Consider the following 16,036-nt stretch of genomic DNA (forward strand, 5'->3'; position numbering starts at 1 on the left):
TCGGCGATCTGCTTCGACGTGTTCGCCTCGGCGATCAGCTTCAGCACCTCGAGCTCCCGCGGCGTCAGCACGTCGAACTGCTCCTCGCCACGGCCGCCGCGCTCGACGTAGTCGCGCACCAGCGTCGCCACCGCCGACGGATACAGGTAGGAGTCGCCGCGCATCGCCGCGCGGACGGCGTCGACGATGTCGGTATCGGCGCCCGACTTCAACACGTACCCGGACGCGCCCGCCTTGAGCGCCTCGAAGAGGAACTGCTCGCTGTCGTGCATCGACAGCATCAGCGTCTTCAGCTCGGGCTTGCGCTTGTGGAGCTCGGCAGCAGCCTGGATGCCGGTCATGCGTGGCATCGACACGTCGAGGATGGCGAGGTGCACGTCCTCCGTGAGCGCCTTCTCGACCGCCTCCGCGCCGTCCTCGGCCTCGGCGACGACCTCGAGGTCCGCCTTCGCATCGAGGACTTTCGTCAACCCCGAGCGTACGAGCGCATGGTCGTCGGCGATCAGGATTCGAGTCACGAGCGGGATCGGCAACTACGAGACCTCGAGTGCCGGCGCGACGTCGGCCGTCGGGACCTCCAGGCGGACCTCGACTCCGCCTCCGAGCGCTTCCTTGATCGCCAGCGCGCCGCCGACCAGGAGCGCCCGCTCGCGCATGCTTCTGAGGCCGCCATGCTCTTCGGGCGCGCCGGCAAAGCCGCGGCCGTCGTCGGTGAGGCGCAGGACGACGCTGTCGTGTCCGGGCTCGAGCGCGATCGTGACCCGGCTGGCCCGGGCGTGGCGGGCGACGTTGGTCAGGCTCTCCTGCGCGATGCGGTAGACAGCGAGCTCGACCTCGGGTGTGAGCTTCGGGAGCGAGGAGCGGAACTCGCGATCGACACGGACGCCGGAGACGCGCCCGAACGAGCTCGAGAGCTCGGTCAGCGCGCTGACCAGGCCGAGATGCTCGAGCATCTCCGGCCGTAGCTCGCTCGAGATCCGCCGCACCTCGTCGAGCGCGCGGCGAACAGCCTGGCGCGCTTCGTCGAGCTCTTCGCGATGGTCGAGCGCGGTTTCGGCGATCGAGTTCAGCTGCAGCAGGACGCCGGTGAGCACCTGGCCGACCTCGTCGTGCAGGTCCCGGGCGATGCCGACGCGCTCGGCCTCCTGCGCGGCGAGCACGCGCCGGCCGCTCTCCTGCCGTTCACGTTCGAGACGGTCGAGCATGCGGTTGAAGGCAGCGAGGACGCGTCCGATCTCGTCGCTGCGACCGACGGGGAGACGCTGGCCGGGCCGCAGCAGGTCGACCGTCTCCATTCGCTGTGCGAGCCGCTCGAGAGGGGCGACGACGCGTCGCAAGAGCAGGGCGTTCGCAATCACCGAAATCACGAGCCCGCCGACGACGATCAGCGCCTGTGTCGGCTTGATCGGAGCGTCGATCTCTACCGGGCTGAACAGCAGAAGCAGCGCCATCGCGCCGAGCAGCCCGGCATTCACGGCGAAGACGCGCCAGAAGAGCGAACGACGGAGAGCCATCACTGCGACGTTAGCGCCGGTGCAGCTATGACGTCGCGGCCTCGCTGACGCGCCGCGATTTCGGCGGCGCGATCACCACCGGCACGGTGGTGGCGGTCTCGAGCTGGCGGGCCAGGCTGCTCTCGAGACCTCGGCGCAGGCGGCTGCGTGCGCGCGACCCGACGACGATCAGGTCGGCGGCCTCCTCGGCTGCAATCTGACCGAGCAGCGCTGCCGGCTCGCCGACGGCGACCCGTCGCTCGGCCCGGTCGGCGACGCCGTGCTCGTAGGCGAGGCGCGCCAGCCGCCGCTCGGCGTCCTGGCGATCGGCCTGCATCGACACGCTCTCGACGCCGTCCCCATTCCCGAACGCGTCGATTCCGTCCACCGCGTGGGCCAGCACCAAGCGCAGGCCGAGCCGCTTGCTGAGCTCGGCGCTGAGCGCTAGCGCGTCGGCGCTCTCCCCGCCCTTCGTAACCGCGCAGATCAGCGTTCCCCGCATCTGTCCTCCGTACGTGGGCGTCACCAGCAGGGTCGCGGCGGCAGCGCTGACGCGCCATCGGGGCACCGCCCGATTCACGCGAACGGCGCCTCCACCGAAATGGGGCCGGCGCCCGATGGCGGTGTCGGCATCCCGCGACGACCATGGCGGCATCTGGCCCAGCGAGCGAGAGGAGCGAACGTGAGCGTGCTCACGGACGTCGACGAGGCGCCCTTGATCAGCGCCGAAGGGTATGAGCAGCTCTGCCGCGAGCTGGACTCCCTGCGCAACGAGGCGCGCCGGGAGCTCGGCGAGCAGCTGCGAGAAGCGCGCCAGGACGGCGACCTGGCGGACAACCCGGCGCTCCAGCGCCTGCTCGAGGAGCAGGCCCTACTGGAGCGGCGCATCGCCGTGCTCGAGGAGCAGCTCGCGGCTGCCGAGATCGTTGCCCCCGTCGCAGACGGCAGCGTGGAGATCGGAAGCGTCGTCCGTATCCGCGACGGCGACGGTGCGACGTTCGAGCTCGAGCTGGTGGGGCCGCTCGAGTCGGACGTCCCGAAGCGTCGCGTCTCGATTGGCACGCCGGTCGGGCAAGCGCTCGTGGGCCAGCGCGCGGGCGCTCGTGTCGAGGCGCAAACTCCCCGGGGGCCGCTCGCGCTCGAGATCGTTTCGGTCGGCCGGCGGCACGGGGACGAGGAGACCGTACGCGTATGAACGCGTGCCTCGCCGTGTGGGAGTCGTGAGCTGGGCTCGACCGGGGCTTCGCGAGCGACGTCAGCGCTCGAAGAGCTCGTCGCTGCGCGCGGCAAGCTCACGGTCGCGGTCGGTGACGCCGCCCGCGGAGTGCGTCGTCCACCGCAACGTGACCGTGCGGTACGAGACCGCGATGTCCGGGTGGTGGTCCTGGCTCTCAGCGAGCTCGGCGACCCGGTTGACGAACGCGATCGCGTCGACGAACGACCCGTGCTCGTAGGTCCGCTCCAGCGCACCGTCGGTTTCGTGCCAATCGTCCATTTTCCCCACCGTAGCGGCGTCGCGGAGGTAAGGACGGCCGCTCGAGCCGCACTAACAGTCAATGGCAGCCAATAGCCCGGGAGGCGAAGACATGATCTCGACCCGCTACTTGATCGTCGGCGGAGGTATGACCGGCGACGCTGCCGTCAAGGGGATCCGCGAGCGCAGCCCTGACGGCTCGATCGTCCTCGTCGGCGGCGAGCAACACGCGCCGTACGCGCGGCCGCCGCTCACGAAGAAGCTCTGGGCGGGCGGTGACGAAGAGACGATCTGGCGCGGCACCACCGAGGCCGGCGCCGACGTGCGCCTGGGTCGCCGGATCGTCTCGCTCGACCTCGACGGACGAACGGCCACGGACGACGCGGGGGATACCTACGCGTGGGAGAAGCTGCTGCTGGCGACGGGCGGCCGCCCGCGCACGATCCCGGACAGCGACGGCGTCGTGTATTTCCGCACCCTCGACGACTACCGCGCGGTTCGGGCGCGCGTGCACGAGGGCGCTCGCGCAGTGGTCGTCGGCGGCGGCTTCATCGGCTCGGAGATCGCCGCGTCGCTGACCACGAACGGGTGTCGCGTGACGATGGTGTTCCCGGAGACGGGAATCGCCTCGCGCGTCCTCCCGGAGGGGCTTTCCGCCTTCGTGACCGAGCAGTACCGTGGTCACGGCGTCGAGGTCCTGACCGGCGAGACCGTGGCCGAGGCGCACGGCCGGTCGGTCGTCACCGGCTCGGGACAGACGCTCGAGGCCGACGTCGTGATCGCCGGCTTGGGCATCGTCCCCGACGTCGATCTGGCGACTGAGGCCGGCCTCACGGTGGACAACGGAATCGTCGTCGACGAGCTCGGCCGGGTCGACGGTCGTGACGACGTCTTCGCCGCCGGCGACGTCGCCAACTTTCCCGTCGCTGCGCTCGGCGGCCGCCTCCGAGTCGAGCACGAGGACCACGCGAAATCCCACGGCCGCACGGTCGGGACCAACATGGCGGGCGCGAACGCCCCGTACGACCATCTGCCCTTCTTCTACTCGGACATGTTCGACCTGGGATACGAGGCGGTCGGCGAGGTCGACTCGCGCCTCGAGACGGTGGAGACCTGGGAGGAGCCGAACCGGAAGGGGACGATTGCCTATCTCGACGCAGATCGGCGGCCGCGCGGGTTCCTCTACTGGAACGTCTGGGACAAGGTCGACCGCGGACGCGAGCTGATCCGCGCCGGCGCCCCTGTCGACGAGGCCGTGCTTGTCTAGCCACGTCCTGAACCGCTCGCGCAAGTCGCGGGCCGGCTGGGAGTTCGCCTGCGAGCTTCTCTTTCGGCCGCTCGCACACCTCGTCGTGCTCGTGCTGCTGCCGTTGCGGGTCGCGCCGCCGCTCGTGGCCGCGACGGCCGGCGCGACCGGCATCCTCGCCGCGGTCGCGCTGGGCCAGGGACGATTCGTCCCTGCGGCGCTGTTGCTCCAGCTGAAGACCGTGCTCGACAATGCCGACGGCCAGCTCGCACGGCTCTCGGGACGCATCACCGCCTTCGGGCGTTACCTCGACTCCGAGCTCGACCTGCTCGTCAACGCGGCGCTCTTCGCGGCTGTCGCCTGGAGCACGGGCCGGACCGCACTGGCAGTGGCGGGCTTTGTGGCGCTCACGACCGTGCTCAACGTGAACTTCAACGCCGAGCGGCTCTATCGCGCAGAGCACGGTGAGGCCGCCGGCGCCATGCCCGAGACGAGCGGCCGCGCCGACGGACTGCTTCGCTGGCTGTACCGCCTGCTCTACGCGCCACAAGACCGGCTCGTCGAGCGCTTCGTCGCCCATCGGCTGCGCAACGCCGCCCCGCAGGCGCGGCTCGAGTACCACGATCGCACGACCGTGTCGGTGCTCGCGAATCTCGGGATGTCGACCCAGCTCCTGGTATTCGGGGTGTGCATCGCCGCGGGCCGGCCGGCCCTCTTCGCGTGGATCGCGCTTGGGGAGCTCGCCTTCGTGCTGCTGCTCTGCCTGCGCCGGGAGGTTCTGGCCCGTACCGTCACCCATCTCAAGGAGGAGTCTCTGTGAGCACCGTCGTCGAGCTGACCCCGCGCCTCGAGGAGGCCGGTCCCAGAGAGATCGCCCCCGCCGACTGGCAACGGTACGAGCGGTACATGGAGGAGATCTTCGCCGCTCTCGGCATGGACCTCTCGACCCCGGGCACGCACGCCACGCCGCGGCGGTTCCTGCAGGCGCTCTTCGACGCGACCGCCGGCTACGACGGCGACCCGAAGCTGCGCACGGTGTTCCCGAGCGAGCGGCCGCCGCGCGTCGACGGCGCGCACAGCCAGATCGTCGAGGGGCCGATCTCCTTCCATGCCCTCTGCGAGCACCACGCCCTGCCGTTCCACGGCGTCGCGCACGTCGCGTACGTTGCCGGGGAGGAGATCATCGGCATCTCGAAGCTGACGAGGCTGGTGCGGCTCTACGCGCGCCGCTTCACGGTGCAGGAGCGACTCGGCGAGCAGATCGCCGACACCCTCGTCGAGCTCGTGCAGCCGCTCGGTGTCGCGGTGCATCTCGACGCCTCGCACCTTTGCACGCAGATGCGCGGGGTGGCCGAGGAGAGCGCGCGTACCGTGACGACGTTCTGGCGGGGCTCGTACGACGACAACGCCGAGCTGCGCAGCGAGTTCCTGGCGCAGGTGCGGAGCCGCCGCTGAACCCCCTGGAGTCGCTCATCGAGGGGCAGACGGGGCCCGAGCTCGACCTGCCCGCGCAGTTGCGCACGCTCCACGGCGGGCCGTTCCGGCTCGACGAGCCGTGCCTCATCGCGAACTTCGTGCAGACGATCGACGGCGTGGTATCGATCCCCGAGCTGCCAAGATCGAACACGCTGATCGCCGGCGGGAGCGAGGCCGACCGCTTCGTGATGGGGCTCCTCCGCGCATGTGCCGATGTCGTCCTCGTCGGCTCGGGGACGATGCGCGCCTCGCCACGAGGCACCTGGCTACCCGAGCGCGTCTACCCACCCGCGGCAGACGCGTTCGCGGAGCTGCGCCGCCGCCGCCTCCGGCCCGAGCAGCCGACCGTCGCGTTCGTCACCGCCGGAGGCTCCTTCGACCCGACCCACCCGGCCCTCGAGCGACACGCGATCGTCCTGACGACGTCGGACGCCGCCGCCGGGCTGCGCGCGAGGGTTCCGACAAGCAGCGAGGTCGTCGCCGTGAACGACGGCGACCAGGTCGACCTGGGATGCGCCGTCGCCCTCCTCCGTCAGCGCGACCACGCGGCGATCCTCTCCGAGGGCGGACCCATGGTGTTCGGCTCGCTGCTCGCCTCCGGGTTGGTCGACGAGCTCTTCCTGACGATCTCGCCGCTTGTCGCGGGCCGCGGATCAGCCCGCCGCCTGTCGCTCGTGGAAGGCGTCGAGCTGCTACCCGACGCGGCGGTCGCCGCCCGCCTCCTGTCGGCGCGCCGGCACGAGCATCACCTCTTCCTCCGCTACGGACTGCGCTAGACGCTGCGCTGCGGCCCGCTTCGGGTGCTTACGCATCGGATGGCGCCACCACTCCCCCGAGAAATGGGGTCGCGGCCCTATCGCATGCGCGTCCTGCCTGCGCGAGGCTCCGGGTGAGCACGCACCGTGCGTCTTCCGCCAACGAAGGAGCCACCGCTCGTTGACGTGACCGCGACGGATCGCCGCCACTCGCAGAGGGCGATCGCGCCGGGGCAGGAGGACAGATGGCGACCAAGATCACAGTCAACGGCAAGTCTCACTCGACGGAAGCGGCAGCCGACACGCCGCTGCTCTACGTGTTGCGCGACGACCTAGAGCTCCGCGGCCCGAAGTTCGGCTGCGGCTTGTCGCAATGCGGCTCCTGCGCCGTGCTCGTCGACGGCAAGGAGACGCGCTCCTGCGTGACTCCGGTTGCGGCTGTCGTCGGCAAGAAGGTGACGACGCTGGAGGGATTGCCGGCCCTGTATGCGGAGGAGAAACAGCTCGGGACGGCGCCCGGGCTCCACCCACTGCAGCAGGCCTGGATCGACGAGCAGGTTCCACAGTGCGGCTACTGCCAGAGCGGGATGATCATCATGGCGGCCGACCTGCTGTCGCAGAACCCGAATCCGAGCGACACGGAGATCAAGCAGGCCATGGATCCGCACCTCTGCCGGTGCGCAACCCACAACGCAATCGTGCGCGCGATCAAGCGTGCCGCCAGAGCGGAGGGCTGAGCCATGGGAACCCCCGAGCCGACTCCGAACGATCACCAGAGGTTCACGCGCAGTGCCCTCCTGAAGGGGGGTGGCGCACTGATCGTCTTGATCGGTGTTCCCGCCGCCGTGTGGGGCATTGCCAGCACCACCGGGAGCGACGCGCCGACGACGTGGCCGGCCGCTCTCGACCCCTCGGCGCTCGATTCGTGGCTGGCCATCCACGCCGACGGCACGGTCACCGCCTTCACCGGGAAGACGGAGCTCGGTCAGGGGAACAGGACAGCGCTCTCGCAGATCGTCGCCGAAGAGCTCGACGTGCCGTTCGATCGCGTGCAAATGGTCATGGGGGACACCGCCACATGCGTCGACCAGGGGCCGACCGTGGGCAGCCTGACGATCAACCTCGCCGGCCCGCAGCTTCGGCAGGCTGCAGCCGACGGCCGGCACGCGCTGCTCACCCTGGCAGCGACCAAGCTCGACGTTCCGGCCCGGAACCTCACCGTCGAGAACGGAGTCGTCAGCGACGGCTCGCGGCGCGTCTCGTACGGCGAACTCATCGACGGCCGCCTGCTCGGAATGGCGATTCCAGTCAAGGGGAAGGCCCGTGGGTTCGGGCTCGCGCTCGGTGGAGTGCGACCGAAGTCTGCGCGCAAGTACAGGATCGTCGGCCAGTCGGTGCCGCGCGTCGACATACCGGCCAAGGTGACCGGCGAGCACTTCTACATCCAGGACGTCCGGGTGCCGGGGATGCTGCACGGCCGCGTGATCCGGCCGCCAGGCCTCGGCTCGCAGCTGATCAGTCACGGGAAGCCGTCACACGGCGCCCGGGTCGTACGCCTCGAGAACTTCCTCGGCGTCGTCGCCGAGCGCGAATGGGACGCGATCAAAGCTGCGGAGGAGCTCGAGGTGAAGTGGTCGGACTGGGCGGGGCTGCCGACGATGGACGAGGTCTACTCGTACATCCGCAAGACCCCCAGTCTCGAGGACACCGTCGTCGCACACACAGGCAACGCGGCGAAGGCGCTCGCCGGCGCGTCGCGCCGGTTCGAGGCCTCATACACGACCGCGGTCCAGACGCACGGCTCGATCGGCCCGTCCTGCGCGGTCGCCGACGTCAAGGACGGCTCCGCCACGGTCTGGTCGGGAACGCAAGGGCCAAACGTGGTGCGCGCGGCGCTCGCCGACGCCCTCGACATCCCGGTCGACAACGTCCACGTCATCACGTACGAGGCCTCGGGCTGCTACGGCCGAAACGGTTCGGACCCGGCCACGATCGACGCGGCGCTGATGTCGCAGCTCACCGGTCACCCGGTCCGCGTGCAGTGGATGCGCCATGACGAGCATGGCTGGGACCCGAAGGGCCCGGCGACCGTCCATCAGCTGCGGGGAGGTCTCGACGCGAAGGGAGAGATCGTCGGCTGGGACCACGAGGCGTGGATCCCCGCGTTCTTCGAGACGACGGTCATCGGCAGCGTCCTCGCCGGGCGCACGGTGCGGATGCCGTCGCTCCATCTGTGGGAGGACCCGATCCTCTACGACATCCCCGCGAGCCGCCAGCTCGCCCACTACCAGGGCGACATCGGCTCGGCCGAGAACGACGGCGTCGGCCTGATCTCCGCCTGGATACGCTCACCCGTGCAGCTGCAGCTGACGTTCGCAAGCGAATCGTTCTTCGACGAGCTCGCCGCCGCAGCCGGCGCGGATCCGGTCGAGTGGCGGCTACGACGCTTGACAGACCCGCGGATGACGGCCGTGCTGAAGGCCGCAGCCGAGGCAGCGAAGTGGCAGACCCGCCCGTCCCCGGGCCCGAACGCTCGAGGCGCCTCCGAGGTGGCACGAGGCCGCGGTGTCGCGACCTCGCTGCGGGGCGGCACGTACAACGCAGCGGTCGCACAGGTCGAGGTCGACCGCAAGAGCGGCAAGATCCGCGTCAGCCACATGGTCATGGTGCAGGACAACGGCATGACGATCAATCCGCGGGCGCTGAAGCTCGGGATCGAGGCCAATGTCGTCCAGACGGTCAGCCGTGCGCTGATCGAAGAGGTCACGTTCGACCGCTCCAACGTCACGAGCCTCGACTGGGAGGGATACCCGATCATCCGCTTCACGGACGTCCCGACGGTCGACGTGATCTCGATCGACCGGCCGAACATGCGCGCCACGGGCTCGGGCGAGCCGTCGTGCAACCCCGTTGCCCCCGCGATCGGCAACGCCGTCTACGACGCAGTCGGCATTCGCCTCCGGAGCCTGCCGATGACACCCGTCCGGGTCAAGGCAGCCCTCGAGGAGCGCGCAATGAAACGACCGATCTCGCATAGGCTGGGTGCGGTGTGAGCTTCGAGGACTGGATCTTCGCGCTTCACCTGCTGAGCGCGGCGACGCTCGTCGGCTCGCTCGTGATGTCCTGGATCCTTGTCGTCGCGCTCCGCTCGGCCGATACGCCGGAGGCGACGCTCAGCCTCAACAGGGTGGCGATGGTCGGGACGGCCGCCACCGCCGTGGGCCTGGTCGGCGCGATCGCGTTCGGAATCTGGCTCGCCATCCTCCGCGACGCCTTCCAGCTGTGGGACGGCTGGGTGATCGCTGCGATCATCCTCTGGGTCATTGCCACGGTGGCGTTGCTGCGCTCTTTCGTCGAGTACGCAAAGCCGGTCGCGCGAGCGAGAACGCTCGCCGCCGCCGGGCAGACCGAGCCGAGCGCGGAGCTCACCGCCTTGAACCGCACCCCAACGGGGCTCTTGCTCCGCGCACTGGCGTCCGCCGCCATCGTGCTGATCGTCATCGACATGATCTGGAAGCCCGGTGCCTGACATGCTCGCCGCCCTCCGGCCCGACGACCAGAGCTTCGCGCTCCTCCTGCACCTCGTCGGCGCGACCGTCGTCTTCGGCGCCTTGCTGGCGAGCGCCACCTCGCTCGCGCTCGCGCGCGGCGAGACCCGGCTGCTGCGACTCGGCTACTTCTCGCTGCTGTTCGTCGGCCTACCCGGGCTGATTCTCCTCCGCCTCGCCGGGGAATGGCTCTACCGGCTGCAGAACTGGGACGACCTGCCGGAGCAGATCGACGAGCCCGCCTGGCTCGGGATCGGATTCGTCGTCGCCGACTGGGGCGGGCTGCTCTTCCTCCTGTCGCTCGCGCTCGGCGGGGTCGGCGTCTACCGGCTGAGCCACGGCAAGGGCGGCACCGGCCTGCTCAAGGCGACGATGGTCATCTCGCTCGTCCTCATCGTCGCCTATGTCGTCGCCGTCTGGGCGATGACCGGCAAGCCGAACTAGCGACCCGGGCCACGTAGGCCCACCGTTTCAGCGGTCGAGACGGGCGAGCTCCTCGTCCAGTCGCCGTTCGAGTGCGGGATCGGACGCATGCTCGAGCGCAGCGCTCGCGCCGAGCGCGGCTTCGCGGCCCAGCCTGGTCCAATTCCACGCGAGCGCGCCGATCGCTCCGCCCACGGCGCCCACGCCGACGAGCGGCAGGAGCCAGGCGAGCAGATTGAACCCGCTGGTGGGCGGGGACGCGAGCACCGCCTCGCCGAACTGGCTCACGAGCTTGCTCTTGATCTCGCTCTTGGTGTCGCCCGCCGCGATGCGCGCTCTGACGAAAGCTCGGATCCGGTCGGCGACCGGAGCGTGCGAGAGCTCGAGCACCTGCTTGCAGGTCGGGCACATGAGCTCGCGTTCCAGCTCGGCGAGCGTCGGCCGGCTCTCGCTGGCCGACGCGAGAGCCGGAAGGAGAAGCGCGAGCATGACCAGCGCGATCACACCCGGCGACCGCCTCGATCGCATCCCGATCAGCCCTCCCGATCGCCCAACTCGAGAGCCCGAAGCGTCTCGACTGCGCGGTGCCGCAGCGGACCGATCAGCTCGCGGTAGTCACGCTCCGAGAGCTTGCCCGTTCGGTGATCGAACTCGAGCTCGCGCAGCGCGGCCACCGCCCTGTCGCGCTCCTCGACGAGCGCCAATCGCCGGCTCATCGCGTCCGAGCCGATCGGTGGCCTCGGCTCCGGCGCGGCCAGGAGCGGGCGCGTGACGTACAGGAGCGCGGCGACGGCGAACGTCAAGACGAGGATCGTCGGGAGGATCATCGCGCACGCACCGGCACGACATGGGCCTCGAACGATCGGCGAGCGAGCTGGCGCTGCTCGCGCGCATCCGGCCACATCGCCACGACCGAACCGACAAGGAACACGATTCCCGCCAGCCAGATCAAGCCGATCAGCGGGTTGACTGCGAGCTTCAGGACGACCGAGCCGTCCGGGTTGAACTGGTCGCCGATCAGCATCACGTCGGCGGCGCGGAGCCAGTCCGTGTGGATCCCGACGGCGGTCGAGAAGAACTGCTCGACGTTGTAGTGGTTCTTCCCGGCGGCGACGACGCCGACCGACTCGCCACCGTACGACAGCAAGAACTGGCCTCGCAACTCGTCGTGATTCGCTCCGCGTTCGAAGGTCGTGCCGAGATACGTCGCCGAGTAGCCCGCGGCGCTCGTCGAGTCGCCCGGCGCGAGAGTCTTGGTGACCGTGCTTCCGTAGGCCGACGAGCCGACGACGCCGATGGCGAGCAAGACGACGGCCGCGTGAGAGATGTAGCCGCCGTACCGCCGCCGGTTGCGTGCCACGAGGGACGAGAAGGCGCCGGCCCAGCTGCTGCCGTCGAGATCTCTGCGGGCGCGTGTGCCGCGCCAGAACTCGAGCACGATGGCGCCGGTCACGAACGTGGCGAACGTGTAGGCGATCACGCCGGGAGGGCTGGACCCCGCGCCGGCCACGAGGAGCATCGCGCCGACGGCGACGGCGAGGAGGAACGGCCAGGCGGCGGCTCGGGCGACGGAGCGCAACGATGCACGGCGCCATGCGAGCAGCGGCCCGATTCCCATCAGCAAGAGCAGCGGGAGGCCGAAGACCTTGAGGAAGAAGTTGTAATACGGGGGCCCGACGGTGACGGCCTCTCCCCGGAGCGCCTCGGAGAGCAGCGGGAACGCGACGCCCCACAACATCGTCAGCGCGAACGCGACGAGCAGGAGGTTGTTGTAGAGGAACGCAGCCTCCCGCGAGGCGAGCGACTCGAATCTCGTGGGCGTCCGGAGGTCGTCCAGCCGGGTGAGGATCAGCAGCGCCGAGCCGCTTGCGACGACCACGATCAGGGCGAGGAACCAGCCACCGATCGACGACTGCGAGAAGGAATGGATCGAGTTGATCGCGCCGCTTCGCGTCAGGAACGTGCCGAAGAGAGTGAGGGAGAAGGTGAGCGCGATCAGGACGACGTTCCAGACACGGAGCATGTTCTTCTTCTCCTGCACCATGACCGAGTGAAGGAATGCTGTGGCGGCCAGCCAGGGCATCAGGGCGGCATTCTCGACCGGGTCCCACGCGTAGTAGCCGCCCCAGCCGATCGACTCGTATGCCCATTTCGCGCCGATGAGGATGGCGATCCCGAGGAACGTCCAGGAGAAGAGCGTCCACCGGCGGCTTGCCACGATCCAGCGCTCGTCGACCCGCCTCGACAGGAGAGCAGCCATCGCGAAGGCGAACGGGATTGCGAGGCTGACGTAGCCCAGGTAGAGCACCGGCGGGTGGATCATCATGTACGGGTTCTGCAGGCTGGCGTTCATGCCGACGCCGTTCAAGGGGGCCGGCTGCGTCCCGAACGGGCTCGCGACGACGTTCGGGATCAACGCGAAGAACGCCGCGATCCCCGCCAGGATCGGCACCGTCCACGGCAGGACGTCGACGACCAGGCGCCTGTTCAGGAGCAGCGCCGCTGCGCCCACGCCCGTGAGCACGAGCAGCCACAGCAACAGCGAGCCCTCCTGACCCGACCAGAGTGCGGCAAGCGTGTAGCCGAGTGGCAGCTCGCGGCTCGAATGGTTCGCGACGTAGCTGAGCGAGAAGTCATGCCGCACGAACGCGAGAACGAGCGTCGCGGCCGCGAGCGCCGTGCCGATGAACGCCGAGACGAGCGCGTTGACGGCCGACTCGAGCAAACGCCGATGGCCGCGGAGGGCGCCGTAGCCGCCAACCAGGACGGCGTAGACCAGCAGGGCGAAGACAAGGACGAGGAGGAGTTGACCGAAGAGCGCCAGTGTCCTATGCCTTGCCTTTCGTCACGTACTTCGACGGGCACTGGGTCATCATCGAACCGGGCACCGCCTCGAAGGCGCCACCGTGCAGTCGTCCCCGCAGGAAGACGTGACGGCCGACCTTGAACAGGTCGGGCACAGAGCCGCGGTAGATGACCGGGACAGTTGCGGTTCCGCCGATCTCCCTCAGGCCGAAACGCAGCCCGGACGAGCCATGTGCGTCGCCATTAAGCGGCCCCACGGCGGCGCCCGCGATCGAGACCTCGCCGCTGTGTCCGAGCACGGATCGCGGAGTCAGCGACGGTGTTGCCGATCCCGCCAGGCTCGTGTAGAGCAGGAAGACGGCGAGCACGCTCGCAATCGAGAGCGCGATGATCAAACGGGACGTGCTGCCTTCTTTGCGGTGGGCGGAGCTCATCTCGACTCCTCACCGTTGCCGAACGGATGCTGCACCGCGCCGGCGTAGGCCAGGCCCGCCGGGCCGGTCGCCGCGCGCTTCATCCGGATCGTGGGCTCGTGGAGAAACTTGTTCATGATCTGCGCGGTCAGCGACTCGACCAGCTCGCGGGCAAGCTCCCGATCGTCACGGCGGGGCCCGCCAATTCGACCAGTTCATCGAGCGCCAGAGTCGTCGCCACGGAGACGTCGGCGGCTGCGAGGTAGAGCTCGGTGCGATTGCAGGTGGAGACGACGACGGCTTCTCCATCCCTCCCCGCGAGCCGGAACCCGATCTCGCGTGACAGCTGCGGGCCAACGTGGAGACGCTCCCGCAGCTCTACAGAGGCTGCCTTGTGGGACACGCCGACCATGGCGAGGCGCTTGCTTGCGAGGCTGGATGGCTCCTTCACCTCACCTGTCCTCAGGTCGATCCGCTCTCCCCGCCAGCTCGATCCGGTGGAGCCTCGAGGCGAGCGCGAGCGACACGGCACCCGTCATCGAGACCATGGCAAGCCAGGCCGAGAGAGTCAGGCGCGGACTCCGCGAATGCGTCGCATCTCGCAGTGTCCCCGCCATCAGCGGCCTCCCGCTACCGACTCTTGACGAACTCGACCAGATCGCTCTTCTGGCCCGACGAGAGGCCAAGGCCCATGCAGCTGTCGTAGTGGTTCACGACCGCCAGCAGCGTCGGGAAGCGGCCGTCGTGGTAGAAGCCGCGCTTCGACCGCGCCCACAGACCGTTGAGTTGCGCGGTGACCAGCGTGCCGGGGTTCAGCCCCCTCGGCCCACGGTCGGCCTGGAAGGTGTCGACCTCCCCCTTGCTGTTTCTGAGGCACAGCTCCGCGGGCGTGTGCGCGTTGTAGCCGGCGTCGGTGGAGAGCGGCGGCATGTGGCAGTCCGAGCAGCGGCCCTGGCCGTTGAAGACCTCCTCACCGCGTGTTGCCGCTGCGGGGTCGAAGCTGCCGGCAGGCGGCGTCGGTGGCTTCAGCGAGAGCTGGTAGAAGTGGAGCGGAGCCAGCTTGCTCGTGACCTCGTCGGGCTCGTGCCGGAGCTTGTTGAAGTTGCCTCTGAGCGCCGCCGGGTACTTGTCGGTGCCGTCCGGGTTCTTGAACTCGAACCGTGAGTCGTTGAAGTTGCCGTTGCCGTGCATCTGGAGGTTCGCGACGTAGGCGTTCCAGTAGGTGACGTTGCCGAAGTAACCCGTCCAGGTGTGGAAGTTCTCGCCGAGGTGGCCGTATGCGGCCGGGATCCGGGTCGCGGCCGACTCGGGCTTCCCGTCAGGGCCGATGAGAGTGTTGCCGTTCGCGTCCTGCTTGAAGGGAATCGCGTCGATGTTGACCTCGGCGTCGTAGAAGCCGGGGCCCCAGCTGAGAAGTGCCTGCTTGAGCCCGGCGATCGCCGCGTCGCTGCTGGACCCGAGGACCTGCTCGGCCATCGGCGCCAGGTTCGGTGCGAGCGAGACGATCAGACCGGTGTCCAGATCCTGGTTCGGCCAGCCGTCGAGCCGCTTGCCGATCCCCGGGGCGAACGAGTCGTCGACGGTCGAGTGGCAGATGGCGCAGGTGATGCCGACCGAGCTGAGCGTGCCACCGCTGTTGAAGAACCCCTTGACACCGACGACCGAGTTCAGCTTCAGGAGCGCAAGTGTCGTCGCCGGGCTGTCGAGGTCGACCTGACCCCGCCTGAGCTGGTTGCGCAGTTGCGCCGGCAGCGCGTCTACGTCGACCTTCAGACCCGCGACGGTCAGCGCCGTCTTCGGGCTGACACCAGGCCCCACTCCCCCGAGCGCGGCGCCTTCGATCGCCCTGTGCAGCTGAAGCTGGCCGCCCCAGAAGTCCTCGTCGCCGAACGTGTCGAAGCGGAACACTTGCTTGCCCTGTTCGAAGAGCTCGTTCAGTTCCTTCCGACACCCCAGCCCTGGGCGGTCGACGAGCTTCGGATCGCAGGCACCGGGACTATCGTCCGCGTTCGCCGCCGAGAAGGCGGAGATGCTGCCGTTCGCGATCACGCCCCCCAGTAGGACGAGTGCCCCCACGACCGCGGAACCAAGCATCAGCCGTGCGATGCGACCCAATCTGGACATCTCACGCGCCTCCTGGCGTGTTTCGAGCGAACCTCAAGCGTACGACGCCACGGATTCCGCGCGCTGTGAGCGTTCCGACATCTCCGCGCGTCCGTGATTACGCTCACATCTCGCGGTCAGGAGCGCGGGGTCGAGGGAGCTCGTCTGGGCCGATCCTGACGACGAGCTTCCGCTCGTGACGTTCGACGAAGCCGTCGCGCACGAACTCGGCCAACGCGAGGCTGACGGTTTCGCGGGCGGAGCCGACCATGTCCGCCAGCAGCTGATGCGTCAACGGGA

The 16,036-nt window shown here is 69.2% G+C and carries 21 protein-coding genes; 9 read left to right on the forward strand and 12 right to left on the reverse strand.

Features of this window, described 5'->3' with window-relative positions:
• The 3 genes from VFO26_RS15995 to VFO26_RS16005 all read right to left on the reverse strand — a co-directional run.
• Window positions 1-533: response regulator transcription factor (locus tag VFO26_RS15995; protein WP_325116067.1), on the reverse strand; the 533-nt coding region annotated here is incomplete at its 3' end.
• A complete protein-coding gene (locus VFO26_RS16000) occupies window positions 534-1,514 on the reverse strand; it encodes a sensor histidine kinase (protein ID WP_325116068.1) in 981 nt (326 codons plus the stop codon). It abuts the gene before it with no gap.
• A 25-nt stretch (window positions 1,515-1,539) separates the two neighbouring features.
• Window positions 1,540-2,061, reverse strand: a complete 522-nt coding sequence (locus VFO26_RS16005; RefSeq protein ID WP_325116069.1) for a universal stress protein — start codon at window positions 2,059-2,061, stop codon at window positions 1,540-1,542.
• Between the two features lie 114 nt (window positions 2,062-2,175).
• Here VFO26_RS16005 and VFO26_RS16010 point away from each other — a divergent pair, with 114 nt between their 5' ends.
• Window positions 2,176-2,688, forward strand: a complete 513-nt coding sequence (locus VFO26_RS16010; protein ID WP_325116070.1) for a GreA/GreB family elongation factor — start codon at window positions 2,176-2,178, stop codon at window positions 2,686-2,688.
• A gap of 60 nt (window positions 2,689-2,748) precedes the next feature.
• Here VFO26_RS16010 and VFO26_RS16015 read toward each other — a convergent pair whose 3' ends face one another.
• Window positions 2,749-2,988 (reverse strand): 4a-hydroxytetrahydrobiopterin dehydratase, encoded by a 240-nt coding sequence (locus VFO26_RS16015; RefSeq protein WP_325116071.1) that lies wholly within the window; start codon window positions 2,986-2,988, stop codon window positions 2,749-2,751.
• Window positions 2,989-3,079: 91 nt separating this feature from the next.
• On the opposite strand from VFO26_RS16015, the gene VFO26_RS16020 reads away from it, so the two are divergent.
• The 8 genes from VFO26_RS16020 (at window position 3,080) to VFO26_RS16055 (ending at window position 10,436) form a co-directional block, all read left to right on the forward strand.
• Window positions 3,080-4,234: an NAD(P)/FAD-dependent oxidoreductase gene (locus VFO26_RS16020; protein WP_325116072.1), complete on the forward strand. Its 1,155-nt coding sequence runs from the start codon at window positions 3,080-3,082 to the stop codon at window positions 4,232-4,234.
• Window positions 4,227-5,033: a CDP-alcohol phosphatidyltransferase family protein gene (locus VFO26_RS16025; RefSeq protein WP_325116073.1), complete on the forward strand. Its 807-nt coding sequence runs from the start codon at window positions 4,227-4,229 to the stop codon at window positions 5,031-5,033. Before VFO26_RS16020 ends, VFO26_RS16025 begins: the two co-directional genes overlap by 8 nt.
• On the forward strand, window positions 5,030-5,668 hold the full coding sequence (folE, locus tag VFO26_RS16030) for a GTP cyclohydrolase I FolE (protein ID WP_325116074.1): 639 nt from the start codon (window positions 5,030-5,032) through the stop codon (window positions 5,666-5,668). The genes VFO26_RS16025 and folE overlap by 4 nt, the downstream gene beginning before the upstream one ends.
• A 59-nt stretch (window positions 5,669-5,727) precedes the next feature.
• Complete coding sequence (locus VFO26_RS16035; RefSeq protein WP_325116075.1) at window positions 5,728-6,465, forward strand: dihydrofolate reductase family protein; 738 nt, start codon at window positions 5,728-5,730, stop codon at window positions 6,463-6,465.
• 224 nt (window positions 6,466-6,689) lie between these two features.
• A complete protein-coding gene (locus VFO26_RS16040; protein WP_325116076.1) occupies window positions 6,690-7,181 on the forward strand; it encodes a (2Fe-2S)-binding protein in 492 nt (163 codons plus the stop codon).
• A 3-nt stretch (window positions 7,182-7,184) separates the two neighbouring features.
• Entirely contained in the window at window positions 7,185-9,497 is a 2,313-nt protein-coding gene (locus VFO26_RS16045) for a xanthine dehydrogenase family protein molybdopterin-binding subunit (protein ID WP_325116077.1), read from the forward strand.
• Complete coding sequence (locus VFO26_RS16050; RefSeq protein ID WP_325116078.1) at window positions 9,494-9,973, forward strand: DUF2269 family protein; 480 nt, start codon at window positions 9,494-9,496, stop codon at window positions 9,971-9,973. Before VFO26_RS16045 ends, VFO26_RS16050 begins: the two co-directional genes overlap by 4 nt.
• A complete protein-coding gene (locus VFO26_RS16055) occupies window positions 9,966-10,436 on the forward strand; it encodes a hypothetical protein (RefSeq protein ID WP_325116079.1) in 471 nt (156 codons plus the stop codon). The genes VFO26_RS16050 and VFO26_RS16055 overlap by 8 nt, the downstream gene beginning before the upstream one ends.
• Window positions 10,437-10,463: 27 nt before the next feature.
• Here VFO26_RS16055 and VFO26_RS16060 read toward each other — a convergent pair whose 3' ends face one another.
• The 8 genes from VFO26_RS16060 to VFO26_RS18015 all read right to left on the reverse strand — a co-directional run bounded on the left by VFO26_RS16060 (window position 10,464) and on the right by VFO26_RS18015 (window position 16,031).
• Window positions 10,464-10,919, reverse strand: a complete 456-nt coding sequence (locus VFO26_RS16060) for a cytochrome c-type biogenesis protein (RefSeq protein WP_325116080.1) — start codon at window positions 10,917-10,919, stop codon at window positions 10,464-10,466.
• Window positions 10,920-10,948: 29 nt separating this feature from the next.
• Window positions 10,949-11,218, reverse strand: a complete 270-nt coding sequence (locus VFO26_RS16065) for a hypothetical protein (RefSeq protein WP_325116081.1) — start codon at window positions 11,216-11,218, stop codon at window positions 10,949-10,951.
• A 20-nt stretch (window positions 11,219-11,238) separates the two neighbouring features.
• Window positions 11,239-13,140 carry a heme lyase CcmF/NrfE family subunit gene (locus tag VFO26_RS16070; RefSeq protein ID WP_325116082.1) on the reverse strand — a complete coding sequence of 634 codons (1,902 nt, stop codon included), beginning with the start codon at window positions 13,138-13,140 and terminating at the stop codon, window positions 11,239-11,241.
• A 103-nt stretch (window positions 13,141-13,243) separates the two neighbouring features.
• Window positions 13,244-13,654 (reverse strand): cytochrome c maturation protein CcmE, encoded by a 411-nt coding sequence (locus VFO26_RS16075; protein WP_325116083.1) that lies wholly within the window; start codon window positions 13,652-13,654, stop codon window positions 13,244-13,246.
• The gene (locus VFO26_RS16080) at window positions 13,651-13,770 is read right to left on the reverse strand and encodes a hypothetical protein (RefSeq protein WP_325116084.1); all 120 of its coding nucleotides are present in this window, start codon (window positions 13,768-13,770) and stop codon (window positions 13,651-13,653) included. The genes VFO26_RS16075 and VFO26_RS16080 overlap by 4 nt, the downstream gene beginning before the upstream one ends.
• An 11-nt stretch (window positions 13,771-13,781) precedes the next feature.
• Complete coding sequence (locus VFO26_RS16085; RefSeq protein WP_325116085.1) at window positions 13,782-14,084, reverse strand: hypothetical protein; 303 nt, start codon at window positions 14,082-14,084, stop codon at window positions 13,782-13,784.
• 179 nt (window positions 14,085-14,263) lie between these two features.
• The gene (locus tag VFO26_RS16090; RefSeq protein ID WP_325116086.1) at window positions 14,264-15,757 is read right to left on the reverse strand and encodes a hypothetical protein; all 1,494 of its coding nucleotides are present in this window, start codon (window positions 15,755-15,757) and stop codon (window positions 14,264-14,266) included.
• 103 nt (window positions 15,758-15,860) lie between these two features.
• The gene (locus tag VFO26_RS18015) at window positions 15,861-16,031 is read right to left on the reverse strand and encodes a helix-turn-helix domain-containing protein (protein WP_414653112.1); all 171 of its coding nucleotides are present in this window, start codon (window positions 16,029-16,031) and stop codon (window positions 15,861-15,863) included.
• Between the last annotated feature and the right edge of the window lie 5 nt (window positions 16,032-16,036).

The organism is Gaiella sp., from assembly GCF_035710885.1.
In the GTDB taxonomy this organism is placed as follows: domain Bacteria; phylum Actinomycetota; class Thermoleophilia; order Gaiellales; family Gaiellaceae; genus Gaiella.

Excerpts from the sequence above, each read along its gene's own strand:
- VFO26_RS16000 (WP_325116068.1), bottom strand. The coding sequence starts at position 1,514 with ATGGCTCTCCGTCGTTCGCTCTTCTGGCGCGTCTTCGCCGTGAATGCC.
- VFO26_RS16015 (WP_325116071.1), bottom strand. The coding sequence starts at position 2,988 with ATGGACGATTGGCACGAAACCGACGGTGCGCTGGAGCGGACCTACGAG.
- VFO26_RS16020 (WP_325116072.1), top strand. The coding sequence starts at position 3,080 with ATGATCTCGACCCGCTACTTGATCGTCGGCGGAGGTATGACCGGCGAC.
- VFO26_RS16040 (WP_325116076.1), top strand. The coding sequence starts at position 6,690 with ATGGCGACCAAGATCACAGTCAACGGCAAGTCTCACTCGACGGAAGCG.
- VFO26_RS16045 (WP_325116077.1), top strand. The coding sequence starts at position 7,185 with ATGGGAACCCCCGAGCCGACTCCGAACGATCACCAGAGGTTCACGCGC.
- VFO26_RS16075 (WP_325116083.1), bottom strand. The coding sequence starts at position 13,654 with ATGAGCTCCGCCCACCGCAAAGAAGGCAGCACGTCCCGTTTGATCATC.
- VFO26_RS16080 (WP_325116084.1), bottom strand. The coding sequence starts at position 13,770 with ATGAACAAGTTTCTCCACGAGCCCACGATCCGGATGAAGCGCGCGGCG.
- VFO26_RS16090 (WP_325116086.1), bottom strand. The coding sequence starts at position 15,757 with ATGTCCAGATTGGGTCGCATCGCACGGCTGATGCTTGGTTCCGCGGTC.